General features: G+C 54.9%; 17 protein-coding genes. 4 read left to right on the forward strand and 13 right to left on the reverse strand.

Going from position 1 to position 15,860, the window contains the following annotated elements:
* Positions 1 to 35: 35 nt before the first annotated feature.
* Positions 36 to 896 (reverse strand): hypothetical protein, encoded by an 861-nt coding sequence (locus QRX41_RS04240; RefSeq protein WP_313838920.1) that lies wholly within the window; start codon positions 894 to 896, stop codon positions 36 to 38.
* 81 nt (positions 897 to 977) lie between these two features.
* On the reverse strand, positions 978 to 1,634 hold the full coding sequence (locus QRX41_RS04245) for a histidine phosphatase family protein (RefSeq protein WP_313837147.1): 657 nt from the start codon (positions 1,632 to 1,634) through the stop codon (positions 978 to 980).
* Positions 1,635 to 1,847: 213 nt separating this feature from the next.
* On the opposite strand from QRX41_RS04245, the gene QRX41_RS04250 reads away from it, so the two are divergent.
* The 3 genes from QRX41_RS04250 (at position 1,848) to QRX41_RS04260 (ending at position 4,226) form a co-directional block, all read left to right on the forward strand.
* Complete coding sequence (locus QRX41_RS04250) at positions 1,848 to 3,185, forward strand: MFS transporter (protein WP_313838922.1); 1,338 nt, start codon at positions 1,848 to 1,850, stop codon at positions 3,183 to 3,185.
* A gap of 78 nt (positions 3,186 to 3,263) precedes the next feature.
* Positions 3,264 to 3,770 carry a GtrA family protein gene (locus QRX41_RS04255; RefSeq protein WP_313837149.1) on the forward strand — a complete coding sequence of 169 codons (507 nt, stop codon included), beginning with the start codon at positions 3,264 to 3,266 and terminating at the stop codon, positions 3,768 to 3,770.
* Between the two features lie 108 nt (positions 3,771 to 3,878).
* Complete coding sequence (locus tag QRX41_RS04260; RefSeq protein ID WP_101431892.1) at positions 3,879 to 4,226, forward strand: phenylpyruvate tautomerase MIF-related protein; 348 nt, start codon at positions 3,879 to 3,881, stop codon at positions 4,224 to 4,226.
* A gap of 122 nt (positions 4,227 to 4,348) precedes the next feature.
* Here QRX41_RS04260 and rplI read toward each other — a convergent pair whose 3' ends face one another.
* The 10 genes from rplI to QRX41_RS04310 form a co-directional block, all read right to left on the reverse strand.
* Positions 4,349 to 4,798: a 50S ribosomal protein L9 gene (rplI, locus tag QRX41_RS04265; protein WP_144085287.1), complete on the reverse strand. Its 450-nt coding sequence runs from the start codon at positions 4,796 to 4,798 to the stop codon at positions 4,349 to 4,351.
* A 14-nt stretch (positions 4,799 to 4,812) separates the two neighbouring features.
* Positions 4,813 to 5,061, reverse strand: a complete 249-nt coding sequence (rpsR, locus tag QRX41_RS04270) for a 30S ribosomal protein S18 (protein ID WP_015021310.1) — start codon at positions 5,059 to 5,061, stop codon at positions 4,813 to 4,815.
* 36 nt (positions 5,062 to 5,097) lie between these two features.
* A complete protein-coding gene (locus QRX41_RS04275) occupies positions 5,098 to 5,715 on the reverse strand; it encodes a single-stranded DNA-binding protein (protein WP_045923912.1) in 618 nt (205 codons plus the stop codon).
* Positions 5,716 to 5,838: 123 nt separating this feature from the next.
* Positions 5,839 to 6,135: a 30S ribosomal protein S6 gene (gene rpsF, locus QRX41_RS04280; protein WP_015021308.1), complete on the reverse strand. Its 297-nt coding sequence runs from the start codon at positions 6,133 to 6,135 to the stop codon at positions 5,839 to 5,841.
* A gap of 139 nt (positions 6,136 to 6,274) precedes the next feature.
* A complete protein-coding gene (gene rfbB, locus QRX41_RS04285; protein WP_313839046.1) occupies positions 6,275 to 7,306 on the reverse strand; it encodes a dTDP-glucose 4,6-dehydratase in 1,032 nt (343 codons plus the stop codon).
* Between the two features lie 25 nt (positions 7,307 to 7,331).
* Positions 7,332 to 8,480, reverse strand: coding sequence for a LicD family protein (locus QRX41_RS04290; protein WP_313838925.1), 1,149 nt, complete (start codon positions 8,478 to 8,480; stop codon positions 7,332 to 7,334).
* Complete coding sequence (locus QRX41_RS04295; protein ID WP_313838926.1) at positions 8,473 to 9,603, reverse strand: NAD-dependent epimerase/dehydratase family protein; 1,131 nt, start codon at positions 9,601 to 9,603, stop codon at positions 8,473 to 8,475. Before QRX41_RS04295 ends, QRX41_RS04290 begins: the two co-directional genes overlap by 8 nt.
* Positions 9,603 to 10,361, reverse strand: a complete 759-nt coding sequence (locus QRX41_RS04300) for an IspD/TarI family cytidylyltransferase (protein WP_313838928.1) — start codon at positions 10,359 to 10,361, stop codon at positions 9,603 to 9,605. The genes QRX41_RS04295 and QRX41_RS04300 overlap by 1 nt, the downstream gene beginning before the upstream one ends.
* Positions 10,362 to 10,399: 38 nt before the next feature.
* On the reverse strand, positions 10,400 to 11,677 hold the full coding sequence (locus QRX41_RS04305; protein ID WP_313838930.1) for an ABC transporter ATP-binding protein: 1,278 nt from the start codon (positions 11,675 to 11,677) through the stop codon (positions 10,400 to 10,402).
* Positions 11,677 to 12,516: an ABC transporter permease gene (locus QRX41_RS04310; protein WP_313838932.1), complete on the reverse strand. Its 840-nt coding sequence runs from the start codon at positions 12,514 to 12,516 to the stop codon at positions 11,677 to 11,679. Before QRX41_RS04310 ends, QRX41_RS04305 begins: the two co-directional genes overlap by 1 nt.
* A gap of 158 nt (positions 12,517 to 12,674) precedes the next feature.
* On the opposite strand from QRX41_RS04310, the gene QRX41_RS04315 reads away from it, so the two are divergent.
* Entirely contained in the window at positions 12,675 to 13,817 is a 1,143-nt protein-coding gene (locus tag QRX41_RS04315) for an acyltransferase (protein ID WP_313838934.1), read from the forward strand.
* A gap of 39 nt (positions 13,818 to 13,856) precedes the next feature.
* On the opposite strand, the gene QRX41_RS04320 is transcribed toward QRX41_RS04315, so the two are convergent.
* A complete protein-coding gene (locus QRX41_RS04320; protein ID WP_313838936.1) occupies positions 13,857 to 15,851 on the reverse strand; it encodes a DUF6020 family protein in 1,995 nt (664 codons plus the stop codon).
* Positions 15,852 to 15,860 lie beyond the last annotated feature (9 nt).

Genomic DNA, 15,860 nt, shown 5'->3' on the forward strand with positions numbered 1-15,860 from the left:
GCCTTGGACGATAGCAAGGCGAAGGACAGAAGGTCTCAGAGCTCCACAGGAGGCTTGTTGGGATCCTCGGGCACATGGGCGAACTTGGCCTGCAGGGCCTCGCGGCTCTTGCGCTCGTCATCTTCCTTGGCCTTGCGCTTGGCCTCCTCGGGGTCCCAGAGCACCTCCTGACGATGATGGTCCCACTCGGCACCTGCCAGAGGAGCCAGCAGGTCCGCGAAGGCCTCCGGATCATCCAATAATCCCAGCGCCTGGACGACATCCTCGCCGGACAGGAAAGCCCGGGGAATGCCCAGCCGCTCGTTGAGCTCATTGACATAGACCAGTATTGGCGCAGCGGCCGCTGCGTGATCGGGGTCAGCGCCTGCACGCCGGAGCAGATCACGACAAATCGCCAGGCTGGTGGCCAGGGCCCGGGCCACCCCCTCCTTGTCCTGCAGAGATTTTGGGGATGCGCTCTGGTCATTCAAGGACTGCTCGGCCTTGGCCACACCGGCGGCTACATCCTGCTGCCGAGCCTGGTCCCAGCCGCTGCCCAAGGTTTCAGCCAAATCCGCAAGCATCTTGGACCGGTCTTCCTGCGCCTGTGCAGCAGCCTCGATGGCATCGTTGGCCGCCATGAGGGCATCCACCAGATCCTGGGGACGACCAGGAATGTCCTCAGCGCCCTCATAGACGTATTCAGCGTCGGGGATGGTCACATCCTCTCCCGTCATCAACTGCGCCAGCACCATGCTGATGCGCACCTGCAGGTCCTCCGCATACTTGGCGTCGTTGGCCAGATGTTCGGCATTCGTCAAGGGCCAAAGGTCTACCAGCCTGGCCCCCTGTTCAGCCGCCTGGGCCACGGCGGGCCGCCCGGCTATGGCCTCCAGGCTTCCCTCTACATCCACCATGATCATCACGCTCCTTCATCGGGTTCTCGGACAGTCATCCACGACAATATCCTCAGCCATCCTAGGCCGTGCAAGCGGTCTTCACACGCCTGCCGCCGGGTCCGCGTAGGTGATTCCCAGCACTTTGCCGGTCTCACAATCCAGGGTGATGGAGGTCACCGAGGCCAGAGCGGTGGCTCGAAGGAACATATTGTGCTCGGGGTGACCGGTCTCCAAAAGATGACGGTAGGACCAGATGGGCGACTCATGCGAGACAGCCAGGATCTGCGCATCAGGATGGCTACGGACCACCTGCCGGACGAAATCCCCCACCCGCCGGGCGATCTGCCGATAGGACTCCCCCCAGCTGGGTCGGCGCAGGTCCAGGATCAGCCGCAGGTTGGAGGGCCGCCAGAGGGCCCCCTGCCCGCGTCCGATACGCTTGCCGCGGAATTCGTTGCCGGCCTCGATCAGACGACGGTCATAGACAGGCTCCAATGGTTCCAAACCGTGCTGGACACGAGCTGGGTTGATCTGCTCAAGCAGGATGGCTGTGGTCTCCCTGGTCCTGTCCAGCGGAGATGAGTAAACGGCTTCCAGATCGCGCATGCCAGGAGCCTCGGCCATAAAGCGGGCCGTCGCTTCGACCATGGCCCTTCCTCTGGCGGACAAATGGAATCCCGGCAATCGCTCATAGAGAATATGATCGGGATTATCAACTTGGCCATGACGGACGAAATGAATGGTCGTCGCAGGCACGACCCACCTCCCAAGCTCCCCGGCAGACCCGATAAGAGACCATGGCGGGGGGTAGAATTATCAGTATCTCAATGGCACCCATCAGGCGCCGATATGGTTACCACTGTAGCAGTCCCCCAGCAGCCCCACATCCCTTTCATGCATCTGGAAGGTTCTGGAGAAAACATGCTTCGGGACTGCAAAAACACTCAAGGAATGCGAGGTGAACAACCCATGCCACGGCAATTGAAAGCGGCTCTGGTCGAAGCCGGTCACAGGGTCTTCGGGGGATACTCGGCGCTCCTGCGACTGCCTCACACTGCACGGTTCGCAGTGGGGTCGGTTATCGCCTCCATGCCCTTCCCCATGGTGGGCATGACCATCACCATCTCGGTGCAGCACTACTACGGCAGCTACTCCTTGGCCGGAGCCCTGACCGCCATCCAGGCCGTGGCACTGGCCCTGGTCAGCCCCATGCTGGGCAAGATGGTCGACAAGTTCGGCCAGCGACAGGTCTCCATTCCCACGGTTCTGGTCTGGATCGTGGCCGCCACGGTCCTGATCACAGCCATCACCGCCCACGCTCCCACCTGGGTGCTCTACCTGGTCACCCCCTTCATGGCGGCCATTCCGCCCTGGGGAGCCATGAGCCGTAGTCGGTGGACGCATCTGCTGCGCGGCGACCACCGAGCCACTAATCAGGCCCTGTCCCTGTCAGGGGTCTTCGACGAGGCCATGTGGGTGATCGGCAATCCTCTAGCCTCCATCCTGGCGGTCATTTCAGGCGTATTGGCCTTCTCCTTTACCGGGATCTGTGTGCTGGTCGGGGCCTTTATGTTCCTATCCTGCCGAGAGACTGAGCCGCCCTCGCAGACGGACATGTCCCGCGCCCAGGGCATCACCCGCAAGGAGTACCGGGAGCGCCAGGCTCAGCAAGTGGCGCGCCTGCGGGACCAGGAGGGCGGAAACGGCCGTAGTGGCGCCTTCTGGAGCGCCGGCATGATCGCCGTCTGCGCCACCTGGTTCGGCCTGGGAGCCTTCCAGAGCGCCGCATCCATCTCCATCATCGCCTTCGCCACCGAACAGGGGATGAAGCAGATGACCGGATTCGTCTTCGCCTGCTTCTCCTTCAGCTCCCTGGTCGGTGCCCTGCTTTACGGGGCCAAGAACTGGACCATCCCCCTCTGGAAGCGTTTCTACTTCTGCCTGCTGGTGGTCAACCTGGGCATCGGAACCTTCATGTTCGCCAGGAATCTGTGGACCATCATGATCATCTACCTGATCATCGGCGTCTGCCAGGCACCCACCTGGATCAACGGCAACCAGCTCATGCTCCACCTGGTGCCGCCCATCCGCTTCACCGAAGGCATGGCTTGGCTGAGCGCCATGAATTCGATCGGGTCCTCGGCGGGTTCGGCTGTGGCCGGGCAGTTCATCGACCGTTACGGATCCCAAGGCGGGTTCGGGGTGGTCACTGCTCTGGCTCTGACCTCGCTGGCCATCGCCTTTGTAGGGTTCCGTCAAATCCGCAACAGCACCGAGGAACCCATTCTGACCGAACTGCCCGCCTGAGGGCGCAACGTAAGGCTTTTGCGCACAAGCGGCTCCCGCTACCCCGCGAGCACAGCAGGAATGATTGAATGGGCTATCGTGCGTAGATTAATCGGACAGCTGCTCAAGTTCGGCATCGTGGGCGTCATCGCCTTCCTGATCGACATCGGCATCATGAACCTGCTGATCATGGGGCCGCATCTGAACAATGTCCTGGCTGGGGCCATCTCCTTCCTGATCTCCCTGGTCTTCAACTATCTGGCCAGCATGCGTTACGTCTTCAAGCATAGGGAGGACATGGCCCGGTGGATGGAGATGGCGGTCTTTCTGGTCTCCTCGGTGATCGGCCTGGGGATCAATGAGGTGATCCTGTGGATGGGCACTGCCATGCTGCCGCCGGACGCCATCACCACCATGCACGCCCGTTACCTGCTCTACGCCAACATCGCCAAGATCACAGCCACCGTGGTGGTGGCCATCTGGAACTTCCTGATCCGCAAGTGGCTGCTGGATGCTCCCGCCCCCGGCAAGCCGGTCAACCCGCGTTCGGTGGCCCACCGTCTGGGGGCCTGGTCCCTGCGTCATCGGCCCTTCGGCTGGCGCTGAGCCAGCCTGTCCGGTCAAGGCTACTATGGGACAGGAATAGTCGTCCATCCGCCAAGCGGACCGAGTCATCCTGATTGGTCACGCCGGACGAACCGGAAAGGAAGCACCATGCCCGTTATCCATACCCATGTAAGCACGCCCATCACCGCCGAACAGCGCGAACGGATCAAGACCGCCTACGGCAAGGCCATCACCGCTGTCCCCGGCAAGTCCGAGGGCTGGCTCATGTGCCCCTTCGAGTCGGACATGCCCATCTATTTCGGCGGTGACGACAGCAAGCCTGCAGCCTATGTCGAGGTCAACGTCTTCGGCAGCGACGTACCCAAGTCCGCCTGGGAAAGCTTGACCAAGACCATCATGGACACGCTGGAATCTGAGCTGTCCATCCCCAAGAACCGCACCTACATCCGCTATACGGCCACCACTGACTGGGGCTGGAATGGCGGCAATTTCTAGGCGAGTAATCCCCTGTAACGCATAAGGAGGCCTTCCCGCGCATATACCTGCTGCGGGAAGGCCTCCTGCTTAAGCCCAGATCCCTATTTCAAAAAGGATCGTTATGGGATAGGTCAGATTTACTACTCTGCGACGACCTTGACCGTGAAAGCGGCCGAGATCTCGGGGTGCAGAGCTACGGTGGCCGGGAACTCGCCAGTGGTCTTGATGGTCTCCACGGAGATGGCGCGGGGATCCACGTCGGCTAGGGGGCGAAGGGCCTGGGCGATGGCATCGTTGGAGATGCCGCCGAAAAGCTTGCCCGAATCAGACACCTTGGCTGCGATCTCGACGGTCTGGCCATCAATGGCGGTCTTGGCTGCCACGGCATCCTCACGGGTGGCCATGGACTTGGCCCGACGTGCCCGCTGCAGGGATTCAATCTGCGCAGCGGCGCCCTTGGACCAGGCGAAAGCCAGTCCCTGGGGGATCAGAAAGTTGCGCGCATAGCCGGGCTTGACTCCGACAACGTCGCCCTTATGACCCAGATCGGTCACGGTATCGGTCAGAATTACCTTGGTTTCCTTTGCCATAATCCGGACCTCCCTCAGCGACCGTTGGTGGCGTAGGGCAGCAGGGCCATCTCGCGGGCGTTCTTGATAGCCTTGGAGATTTCGCGCTGCTCCTGGACGGTGACACCGGTGATGCGGCGGGAACGGATCTTGCCGCGGTCAGAGATGAACTTGCGCAGCAGAGCCACGTCCTTGTAATCGATGGTATGAATCTTGGCAGCCCTCAGAGGATTCGGCTTTTTCTTGAAGGGCTTGACCGGCGGTTGCGGCCTTTTACGTGACATTGGTACTCCTTAAATGAATGATGACGCTATGAAACTTCAGAACTCGGGATCGTCTCCAGAACCACCGAACTCGCCGGTGGACCCAAAGGATCCGAAGGAATCGCCGGATCCGGTCGATGACCAAGGATCCTGGGCCGGGGCCTGCTGGCTCTGCGCTGGCTGCTGACGACCCATAGGGGCCGATGCCGCGCCGGCGCCGCCCTGGTAGGATGCCCCACCCTGGTAGCCGCCGTTGTTGGATCCAGCGAAACCACCGCGAGATCCTCCGCCACCGGTGTTGGCGTTCCTGGTGACCTGAGCGGTGTTCCGTGTCAGTGCAGGTCCGATCTCGTCCAGACGCAGCTCCACAACCGTGCGGTTGTTGCCCTCACGATCCTGATAGGAGCGCTGCACCAGACGACCCTGGGCGATCACCCTCATGCCCTTGGTCAGGCTGGCCTGAATGTTGGAGGCCATGGGACTGTAGGTAGAATCCCAGGCCGAGCAACGCATGAAGAGCGAGTCGCCGTCCTCCCACTGCCCCGAGTTCCTGTTGAACTGCCTGGGCGTGGACGCGATGGTCAGGTTGGCCACCGTGCCTCCGTTGGAGGTCGTACGCACCTCCGGATCCGCAGTGAGATTACCCACTACGGTGATGTATGTATCTCCCGCCATGTCACGACCTTTCCTCGGAGTGAGGACTTGGGAATGGGCCTACTGGGGCGAATCCCGCACCCTTGGACCTTCGACGCGAGAACTGGAGGTCAGCCGACGCTTCGATGTCCTTTTGCTGTTTGCTTACTTGTCATCCTTGCGAAGAATCTTGGTGCGGATGACGGACTCGTTCAGGTTGAGCACACGATCGAGCTCAGCGCTGGCGGAAGGCTCACAGGTGTATTCGACCACCACGTAGTTGCCTTCCTTGTGCTTGTCGATCTCATAGGCCAGCTTGCGACGGCCCCAGACGTCGATGTTGTCGACAGAGCCGCCTTCCTTGGTGACCACCTCGAGATACTGGTCGGTCAGCTTCTTCAGCGAGCGCTCATCCATGGCCGGATCGGCAATGAACATCAATTCATACTTATGCGCAGACATCACCCACCTCCTTTGGACTTACAGGTCACGGACCTTCCGTGACAGGAGGGTGTATTGCACACCAATCGTGGCTGAACGATCCTCTGGCCACGACGGTAACCCGACTAGTTTACATCCAGGGGTGGTACAGACACAAATATCAGTGTCCCTGCTCCCGATAGCGAGCCTCGACCGCCTGCTTGTCACCCGCCCACCACTTGCGGTGACGACTATACCAGTCGATCGTCTCTGCCAGACCTTGCTCGAAGTCTCGGTGCAGAGGCTGCCACCCGAGATCCCGCCTTATCTTTCCGGCATCAATGGCATATCTACGGTCTCCCCCAGGCCGGTCTGCCACCAAATCGAACTCGTCAACGCCGCGGCCCATAAGATGCAGAATCATCCTGAGCACTTCCATGTTGCTCAACTCGCCATCCGCGCCGATGAGGTAGGTTGATCCAGGCGCTCCATGAACCAGGATACTCCAAATGGCCCGGCAGTCATCCTCCACATGGATCCAGTCTCGGATCGCTTGACCCTGTCCATAAATTCGCGGACGAATTCCTGACAGAATGTTGGTGATCTGCCGCGGAATGAATTTCTCGATGTGCTGATAGGGGCCGTAGTTATTGGAGCAGTTGGAGATGGTCACCCGGGTCCCATAAGTGCGCCACCAGGCACGCGCCAGATGGTCCGCCCCAGCCTTGGTCGCCGAATATGGACTTGAGGGCCGGTAGGGACTGGTTTCAGTGAAACGGTGCGGATCATCGAAGTCGAGATCGCCGAAAACCTCATCAGTGGACACCTGATGGAAGCGAAGGCCGTGGCGACGGGCCGCCTCCAGCAGAACATAGGTGCCATAGAGATTGGTCCTGATGAAGGGCGCTGGATCCTGGATGGAGTTGTCGTTGTGCGACTCAGCCGCAAAATGGACGATGGCATCGACATGAAACCGGCGAATGGCCTGTTCCACAGATTCCGCGTCGCAGATATCGGCATGGACCATATCGATCCGATCGGGAATAAGGCCATGGAGGTTATCGATCTTGGCTGCATAGGTGAGCAGATCGTAAACCACGATGTGCGTATCGGGATGGTGGGCCAGCACATAACGCACAAAATTCGTGCCGATGAACCCGGCACCCCCCGTCACCATCAGGCATGAGGGCCCCGACGACTCATGGCCTTCCATGCTGCCCGAACGAAGCCCAGACGTCTCACTTCCGTTCTTCATCGCCAGGAGTCCGTTCCCAATCCTCCGAAAGCATCCTGCGCATGGCTCGTACCGATTCCGGCGAGGTAATGTACTCATCGGCGACATGCTCATGGGAATGCATGTCGCGCGGCAAAGCCATGTAGTCGCCATAGGCCTTACCCAGGTACTCGCGATAATTCCTGGGCACTGGAACAGAGATCCCGCGGAAGGGCAAAGTCGTCGAACCGGTCCAATTACCGGTCAAGTAGGGACCGGATTGGCGCACCTCGTCGATGTTTTCAATGCCCCTAATCAATCCTGTAGCGCCATCAGCTGTGGGCAGGATGGATACGCGAGTCGCCAGATCTGCCAGGTGTGCCTGCAGGTCGGATTCCAGGGCGGGTATCAGAGGATCTGCCCCGGAAATGTAAATATCCCGACTCCAAGAGGAGCTCGCGTATTGTTTGCGGATTTCCTGGACAAACTGTAAACGTTCCTGCGTGCAGATTTGCCAAGCATCTTCCGGATCGCCAGATACCCAATCCATGGGGAAAAGATCAACAAAACAGGGGTTGGCCTCATCTATTGACCGGAATCTGATCTGCTTGCAAGGCACATACCAGTCCCAGACGACCGTGACACGGAAACGTCCATCCTCGTGCACGGCTTTTTCCAACCTGCTTAACTGTTCGCGAGTGATGTAGACGTCTATATCGTCATCCCAAGGGATGAAATCCTGCTGGCGGAAGGCACCCAGCACTGTACCGCCGGTACCCCAGTAGGAGATCCCATGATCCCGGCAAAACTGATCAAAAAGTTCGAACAGTCTGGCCTCCGCATCCTGGAAGAGCGCATGAACGCCTTTAGCCTTAGGCAATCCTCTAAAGAATCTGAGTTGAGCCTGCTCAGTCGTCTCATGATCTCCTCGGAACAGCTGCCAGTACATAACGCTATTCGAATCATGGACGTATTCCAAGGTCTCATTCAGTGCAAGGCATTGCTTCTCCAAGCGATCAAGACTCTCCTGAGCCTTATCCAGGGCCTTCCGCTGATCATCAATCACGTGAAGGAGTCGAGCGTATCTGGCGTCATCCTGCGCCCGGAAGTCCCGGAAAGACCGGGAGGAGATGGGCAGGCGCCTTTTAATACCGGCGATCAGACGGCTATTCATTGTCTATGCCTTTCCCTACAAGATTGCCGGTCTGCCATGTAGACGGCCGCATACCAAAATACTGACCGGTGCGTTCCAGTCCCTGCGCCAGTCCGACCTCCGCCTCAAAACCCAGAGCCCGTATTCTGGAAGTATCAAGAATATTGTCCTCCGGAGGGGAGAAGCGCGCAAGCTCATCTTGATTAGGCTGTTCATACCGCACCAGACCGCCCGGGCGTCCAAAAAGCTGGGTCAATTTCCGAGCCACCCCGGCTATGGTGACTTTCTCCCCGCTATTGGCAATGTTGTAAGTTGAGTTCTGTCCACGCAATAGAAGCAGCATGATGCCATAGACCGCATCTTTGATATAGCAGTAGCTGCGTCGCTGCAGACCTGGACTGTGCATTTCGATGTCTCTGCCCTCTTGAAGCATTCGCAGGAAAAGCGTGACGATCTTGGGATCGTCGAGACGATCACCTGGGCCATAGAGATAGGCCATACGTGCCACAGTCACAGGAAGACCAAGCTGTAGACGTGCCCCTGCGCAAAGGTTTTCAGCGGCTAACTTGCTGATTGGATAGCAGTTGCGAACCACCGACGGATCAAAGTTGCCCGTATCCTCCTCTTTGAGGGTCCCCTCCTGGCTATGACCCGCATAGGCTTCAACGCTGGACAGATAGACCATTCGGCGGGGCTTAGTATCCAGGCCTGCCAGATATTGCAGAATCTGGTCAGTCCCAACCACATTGGTCATCATGGTTCCCAAGGGATCGGATTGATAGGCCACAGGGTCGGCATTGCTGGCGGCATGGATGCAATACTCCACCGGCTCTTCGTTTTTCAGAGAGAAAGGGACCCGAAGATCCTGCTCCACAACATGCAGCCATGAGCCCTCCCAATCGTCGCCCAAAACATCTCGCAGACGTTTCCGACTCCGGACCAGTGCAAGAGCATCAATATGTAAGGCATGGCGACGACGCAAAGCAGCTATCAGATGCAGAATGAAGGCACCTACGAACCCTGTCCCGCCGGTAATCAGTATTCTGCAGCCGTCCAGCTCCCGCCACAGATCCGAATGGGCATCGGCCAGATCATTCACATCCTGCTTCAGAATGTCTGCATCTACCCTTCCTCCTCCGGTCATCAGGCCATTCCCTTCGCATCGAGATAGGCCTCGAAGAGCGCCACATCCTCGGGACTGGTGAGCTTGAAGTTGGAATTGTCACCAGCTACCGCATGAACCACATGACCAGTTTCGATAAGCAACGTGCAGGTAGCGACTGAATCATGAATGCCCATCTCATCAGCCTGGCGATGGATTAGTGAAAGATCGCGCAGACGCAAGCTCTGCGGGGTCTGGGTTCGCATGATGTGAGAGCGCTCAACCACTCTGTTACTTGACTCGCCGTCATCGGTATGGAGCAAGGCCTCAGTTGCCGGCACTACGGTGATGGCATTGCCGTATTTCTCCACGCCGGCTATGTTGGCGTTGATCACCTCTTCAGTCAACAAGGGGCGAACTCCGTCATGGATCAAAATGATGTCCTCAGGCGAATACTGCTCCTCCAGATAATGCAGGCCGCAGCGAATGGATTCGAAGCCGCTGACACCTCCAGGTATGACGGATCGGACCTTGGTCAGCCCGCAATCTTTGACGTATTGTTCAACGATTCCTGTCCACTCGGGCAGGGATACGACAATGATGTCCTCGACGGCCACTGCTCGTTGGAAAGCTTCCAAGGTATAGACCAGTACCGGCTTGTTCCGAACTACCAAAAACTGCTTGGGCACCGGCCCACGCATACGGGCGCCAACCCCGCCAGCCAATACCAGGGCGACGACCCTAACGGTGGACTCATCTGGGGAATCCATGCTCTTCTTTCCCTGGCTCTCATGACTCATGCTCTAATTCTATCGAAACGGCTACAAGGACTGACAGGTTAGAGTGATTCCTCGCCCAAGAGACTGATCTGCAGCCCACGGTCACTCAATAATGCGTATTCCCTGTTTCGCTTGTCTCTGATGGCAAAGACACAGGAGTTCTCGTCATTAGTGAAGGCAACCATTTTTGTGGGGGCATTTTTGTCCGTTTGCTCGGCATCTCGCACACGCAGGGATACGACAAGACGAAATTCACCATTGTTGAAAATGTTCAGGGGAACCGAACAATGCACCACCTGATGCCCACAGGCTTTTAGACGAATGACATCGGAACCCGTGTCATAGGCTATGCCTCCACGCCGGGTGTCGTGCATGGCAATGGCCATGTAGAGATTGTCGTACTCAGCGCAGTCGTATTCCACGTCAAAGCGGAAGGTATCCGAGCTCTTGCAGACCGAGGAAGTTACCGGATAGGCGCGCAGGAGGGGCACCTGAGCGCTGAGACCGGTTGGATATTCGTCCCCTTGCTTCTTGCCATCGGATTGCTTGTCAGGAGCCTTGAGATTCTCCAAGGTGTAGCGGTTGGCGACATCATCCTTGTCGCCATTGATCACCACATGGCCGTCCTTGATCAGGATCGCCCGGTCGCAGTACTTCTTCACAGCGCCCATGTCATGAGTGACCAGGATGACCGTCTTATTGGGATCCTTTTTGACCTCGGTGAAGTAATCATCGCATTTACGTTGGAAAGCCTCATCGCCGACGGCCAGAACCTCGTCCAGGATCAGTATGTCACCTTGGGCCTTGATGGCCACGGAAAACGCCAAGCGCACTTGCATGCCGCTGGAATAATTCTTCAGCTTCTGATCCATGAACTCGCCCAGTTCAGCGAAGTCCACGATGTCATCGTACATGGCATCAACCTCGCTGCGAGTAAATCCAAGCAGAGCTCCGTTCAGATAGACGTTCTCGCGGCCTGTCAGCTCCGGGTTGAAGCCGACGCCCAATTCGATAAAAGGCACCAGCTTGCCCGTATAGGAGATGCGACCACGTTCAGGATAGTAGATGCCCGAAATCAGCTTGAGCAGGGTCGACTTGCCACTGCCATTGCGCCCGACAATGCCAAAAAAGTCACCCCGATGCACCTGGAAGGACACATCCTGCAGCACCTGCTGCTCCTTGTATCCCTTGATCCCTCGGGTCCAGTTGATAAAGGCCTGCTTGAGTCCTGTGGCTTGTTCGGTAGGCAACCGAAAGACCTTGTCCACATGTTCCACAGACAGGACCACGGGCCGATCGTCTTTTTTCTGACGGATTGGTTCCCCAGCCTTGCTCATCACATCACCTCGGCGAATTTGCGATTGTACTTGCGGAATACGCTTACACCCAGGACTACCATGATCACAGTGAGCAGGATGGGGATCATGGTCACAAAGGGATTGCTGATCTGGTTCCATACAGTAGGAGTGGTTTCCGGAGCGATGAATGAGTGCCGGATATCCTGGATGGATTGCGCAATAGGGTTGAGCAAAAGCAGCTTGGCTACGACAGGACCCCACCAATGGTGGATTCCCGACACCGCCGTCAGCGGATAGATGACAGGGATGGAATAGAAGATTACCTGTTGCAGCACGTCCCAGATATGCGACACATCGCGGAAGTAGACATACATAGTAGACATGATCAGCGTGAATCCCAGGGCCAAAATATACAGCTGGAATACACTGACGGGCAGAAGCAGCACCCTCCAAGTGAAATGCACCCGACAGAAGATGGCAAAGATGAGAACCACGATCAGGTTGATACCGTAGCTGATCAGCGCCCCCATGGTAGCAGATACAACCACGATGTAATTGGGGAAATGCACCTTACGCAGGAGGTCGCCACGATCCACAATGGAACGCAGGCCTATGGAAGTTGACTCGTTGAAGAACTGCCAGGAGCTTATACCCAGAAGCAGCACGACAGGATAGGTCGGCGTGCCATCGGTCATCCTGAGGAATTTGGCGAAGACCAGATACATAACCACAAAGAGCATCAGTGGCTGCAGAACCGACCAGGCAACCCCAAGGAAGGATCCCTGATACCTGAGCTTGAAATCGGTCTTGACAAGCTCACGCAGGATAACCAATGAATAGTGGTATCGCTGGCGTAATCTATCTATGATGCTTCTCACAAGCGTACAGACTACCAAACAGCCGTGAAAGATATCCTTCTATCTCTGCATTCTCACAAATAACAACGGGTTGTTGATACTTCACAGCCACTGCCTCAGGTAGGCACCAGGCATTATCCTGTGACGTATTCATGTCATCTCGATGGGAGATCAGAGTGATGTCTCAACCGGAGAAGGTAACAAGCCGATCAGCTCGCAGCCTCAATATTGAACTCCTACGCATATTGGCAATGCTACTGGTTGTCTATTGCCATATGATCATCCACGTTGATTTTACTAACGGGATCTCGCGCATTGTATTGCCCATGTACCCAGGCTGGAAATCTGCGATCAGTTTCACTATCGTACAGTACGGCCAGGTTGGTGTTTCAATCTTCTTTATGATCTCAGGATACTTCCTCGTTAAGAAACACTTTTCGTGGAGGCGAATTTTCTCGACCTGGTTCCAGATGTTTCTCTACGCAGTTTTATGTCTAGTAATTGCATTCGTTGCCAAGCAATTTCTCACTCTGCCCTTTGGCACGAATGAGCTGCTGTCTGGTTCCCAGTCCTTGGATACAGTTCTATGGAGCTTATGCCCATTTTTGTACAATAGCTACTGGTTCATAGATGCGTATATTCTCATGCTTTTTCTTAGCCCATTTATCAATGCTACATATGCTCACATGTCCCAGAAGCAGGTTCTTGCGCTGATCGCACTTCTCATGTTCATTGGTACATGGCCCTTGTTTTTCAGTAGAGTTAATTACTGGAACAATGTAGTCTATGCCGTTCTGGGATATGCCATCGGCGCTTATATCCAGACCTACCGAGATTCATTGCGCGCCATATCAAATAGTGCACTGGCTATTTGTACAATCTTATGTACAGCACTCATGCTGGGATTTAATCATTTTGTTTTGTCAGGATCCCGCTGGGCGCAAAGACTGACATGGACTGGACAAATCCATCAGGGTCTGCAAATACTGCCTATCTGCATCGCCTTTTGTTTTTTTGTGGCAACTTGTCGGCTTCCGCAGCTTCGCCTTCCACACGTATGGAGTACTTTCCTACTGCAGGTATCAGCAGGGACCTTCGGTGTCTACCTCCTGCACGAGAACACATTCGGTTTCCGATTTGTCTGGGGAGCTGTTGCAGCATACCTACCAAACATATCCAGCAAGTCTGATTTTATTTTGACGTGTCTAGTTACAGGTTTGCTAACCTTCATAGTTCTTGACATTATCGCTATGCTGATCGATAGATTGCTTACCCATCCCCTTCGCAAATTCATCATTAACAAAACAAAGGGAACCAAATGACCATATATAAGGGTTGATTGAGCATCTCTTAAGCTGATCTTAATTGCTGATATTGCGTTCCTTGGTGAGTACTTCGGCAAACGGCAATGCAATCGTTAGCGCGAAAACGAACAGAAAGCTAAGTGTGTACCTAACCTGATGAGCTGGTAACAAAAATAAACTACACCAGGATACTACAGTAGGAATCAGATAACAAAGGTTCCTATAGCGCCTTATTGATATAGTAAGTCCTAATGCCAGCATAGGTAGCCATACAGTGTATAAAGCTTCGCTGCCTATAAAAGAAAACGGCGGGGTTTTATTCAATGCATTCGTTAACGGAATCGCAATCTTCCCTTGTGTATAACTTAGTCCGCATTCAGGATACTCAGTAAGAATCCGCGACCCACCTGCTTCCCACCAACCACAGCGAACGGGTCCGCTATAGTAATAGGTCTCTCCATATACAAATGGATTTATTAGATAAGGCACTGCAGCAATATAATCTTTCGGGTAGCGGAAAAACAGACGTATCCAAGTTAGAATAAAGTTTTTCCTGTCCGACGAACTAGCGTTCAGCCTATATCCATAGTGCTTGGCGTAATCAGCCGAATCAGCTTGCCAATATGGTTTTAAATGATCAATGTCGAGGACTCTGTCAATCGCCTGTCGATCGGATTTTGATAACTCATCTTGATGAAGTATCGCTACTTTCGATAGCTGTTGAATAGGGACGGAGATGGTCTCCTGGGGGCCTCCAGGTGCTATATCCAACGCGGGAAGCACCACCATGGGAACAAAACCAATCACTAGTGCAGCGGGCACGAGCATAGAAATCAAGAAAGCGGCGAACTGCTTCCTAATAACAATAATCGCTAATAGAAGTGACACTGTAGTAACATAAATTCCCAGCTTTTTTGTTAGACCTGAGAATAAGCCGAGCACAACAAGGCACAGCACTAGCCTCCATCCAATAGCATGGTTATTGTTACACCGATAAATCACTTCAAAGAAAGCCACCATCCATAGGAGAAAGATGGAAACCCAGGTTGAATCCTTGAGCACAATACTCATATACATAGGAAAGGCTGGCAATATTGCTGCCAGACACCAACAGGCACAAATGCAGGAATCTGGAAGATTCGTTCGTTTTTTAATCCATATCAGCGATACAACTATCGCAAGGGCCGCTACTATACTTTGCAACACTATAAGAATACGAAAACCCAGAACTTCTTGACCAAGCCATAGCCCAAGTTCATCAAATAATCCATATAGATAAGTATCAAAAAAAGGGTGATGATCCTGTCCCACATATCCCGGTAGTTCAGCCATCGTCATGGGATCCCAAACATGCCCGGTGCGAAACTGAACTAGCTGCACCATGGAATCCACACCTATAATCGCCGGACCCTGAATTACGAGCATGGGTAACCAGCAAAGAACCATAGCCAAGGTAGCCACGGTCATGTGCATAGGTTTGCCGTCAAAGAAACGAACTCCCCTTTCCCAGATACTGAGGTTGGTAGGAGGGATAGCGGTTGAAACTTCGCCTGTGTTTCTACACTCAACTAAGTCAGCTGCTTTACGCATTAGCCAACAAATAATAACAGCAAGAGTAAAGCCAATTGTCAACAATTGGATACTGGCGACCATCCAAAAGATCGGCTTGTGCCACTTTGGCACACCACCCACATAATTCGGAAAACTGTTGAAAGATACATTAGGCAGTTTCATCAGACGCGGCACAACAATTGAAAGAGCCAAGAAGAAAGAAAGAATCACAGAAATCAGCTGGTTTCTCTTTCCTACACGTTTAAAGTTTGGATAAATCCGATAAAATAAGGCACCGAGACATGCAGCAAGGGCGATAGAACCAGCTGGGCCAAACTGTGCAATTGAATCCAAACCTTTGGCTGTTAAATTGGCAAAGCTATCGAACGCCGCCGAATCCACGTTCCTAAACGCCAAAGACTGGGCACAAAGGATCCCTACGGCCACAGATAAAAGACAGCGCAACTTCTGCACGCATGGCCTGTTTGCTTTGCTGGTCATTAGTCTCTC

Origin of the sequence: Bifidobacterium kimbladii (assembly GCF_032193675.1) — a bacterium.
Classification (GTDB): Bacteria; Actinomycetota; Actinomycetes; order Actinomycetales; family Bifidobacteriaceae; genus Bombiscardovia; species Bombiscardovia kimbladii.

What these genes read in the sequence shown, in the direction of transcription:
- QRX41_RS04275 (WP_045923912.1), bottom strand. Translation starts at nt 5,715, where the DNA reads ATGGCGGGAGATACATACATCACCGTAGTGGGTAATCTCACTGCGGAT.
- QRX41_RS04295 (WP_313838926.1), bottom strand. Translation starts at nt 9,603, where the DNA reads ATGACCGGAGGAGGAAGGGTAGATGCAGACATTCTGAAGCAGGATGTG.
- rfbB (WP_313839046.1), bottom strand. Translation starts at nt 7,306, where the DNA reads ATGGAAGGCCATGAGTCGTCGGGGCCCTCATGCCTGATGGTGACGGGG.
- QRX41_RS04305 (WP_313838930.1), bottom strand. Translation starts at nt 11,677, where the DNA reads ATGAGCAAGGCTGGGGAACCAATCCGTCAGAAAAAAGACGATCGGCCC.
- QRX41_RS04315 (WP_313838934.1), top strand. Translation starts at nt 12,675, where the DNA reads ATGTCTCAACCGGAGAAGGTAACAAGCCGATCAGCTCGCAGCCTCAAT.
- QRX41_RS04320 (WP_313838936.1), bottom strand. Translation starts at nt 15,851, where the DNA reads ATGACCAGCAAAGCAAACAGGCCATGCGTGCAGAAGTTGCGCTGTCTT.
- QRX41_RS04240 (WP_313838920.1), bottom strand. Translation starts at nt 896, where the DNA reads ATGGTGGATGTAGAGGGAAGCCTGGAGGCCATAGCCGGGCGGCCCGCC.
- QRX41_RS04300 (WP_313838928.1), bottom strand. Translation starts at nt 10,361, where the DNA reads ATGAGTCATGAGAGCCAGGGAAAGAAGAGCATGGATTCCCCAGATGAG.
- rpsR (WP_015021310.1), bottom strand. Translation starts at nt 5,061, where the DNA reads ATGTCACGTAAAAGGCCGCAACCGCCGGTCAAGCCCTTCAAGAAAAAG.
- QRX41_RS04260 (WP_101431892.1), top strand. Translation starts at nt 3,879, where the DNA reads ATGCCCGTTATCCATACCCATGTAAGCACGCCCATCACCGCCGAACAG.
- rplI (WP_144085287.1), bottom strand. Translation starts at nt 4,798, where the DNA reads ATGGCAAAGGAAACCAAGGTAATTCTGACCGATACCGTGACCGATCTG.
- QRX41_RS04250 (WP_313838922.1), top strand. Translation starts at nt 1,848, where the DNA reads ATGCCACGGCAATTGAAAGCGGCTCTGGTCGAAGCCGGTCACAGGGTC.
- rpsF (WP_015021308.1), bottom strand. Translation starts at nt 6,135, where the DNA reads ATGTCTGCGCATAAGTATGAATTGATGTTCATTGCCGATCCGGCCATG.
- QRX41_RS04290 (WP_313838925.1), bottom strand. Translation starts at nt 8,480, where the DNA reads ATGAATAGCCGTCTGATCGCCGGTATTAAAAGGCGCCTGCCCATCTCC.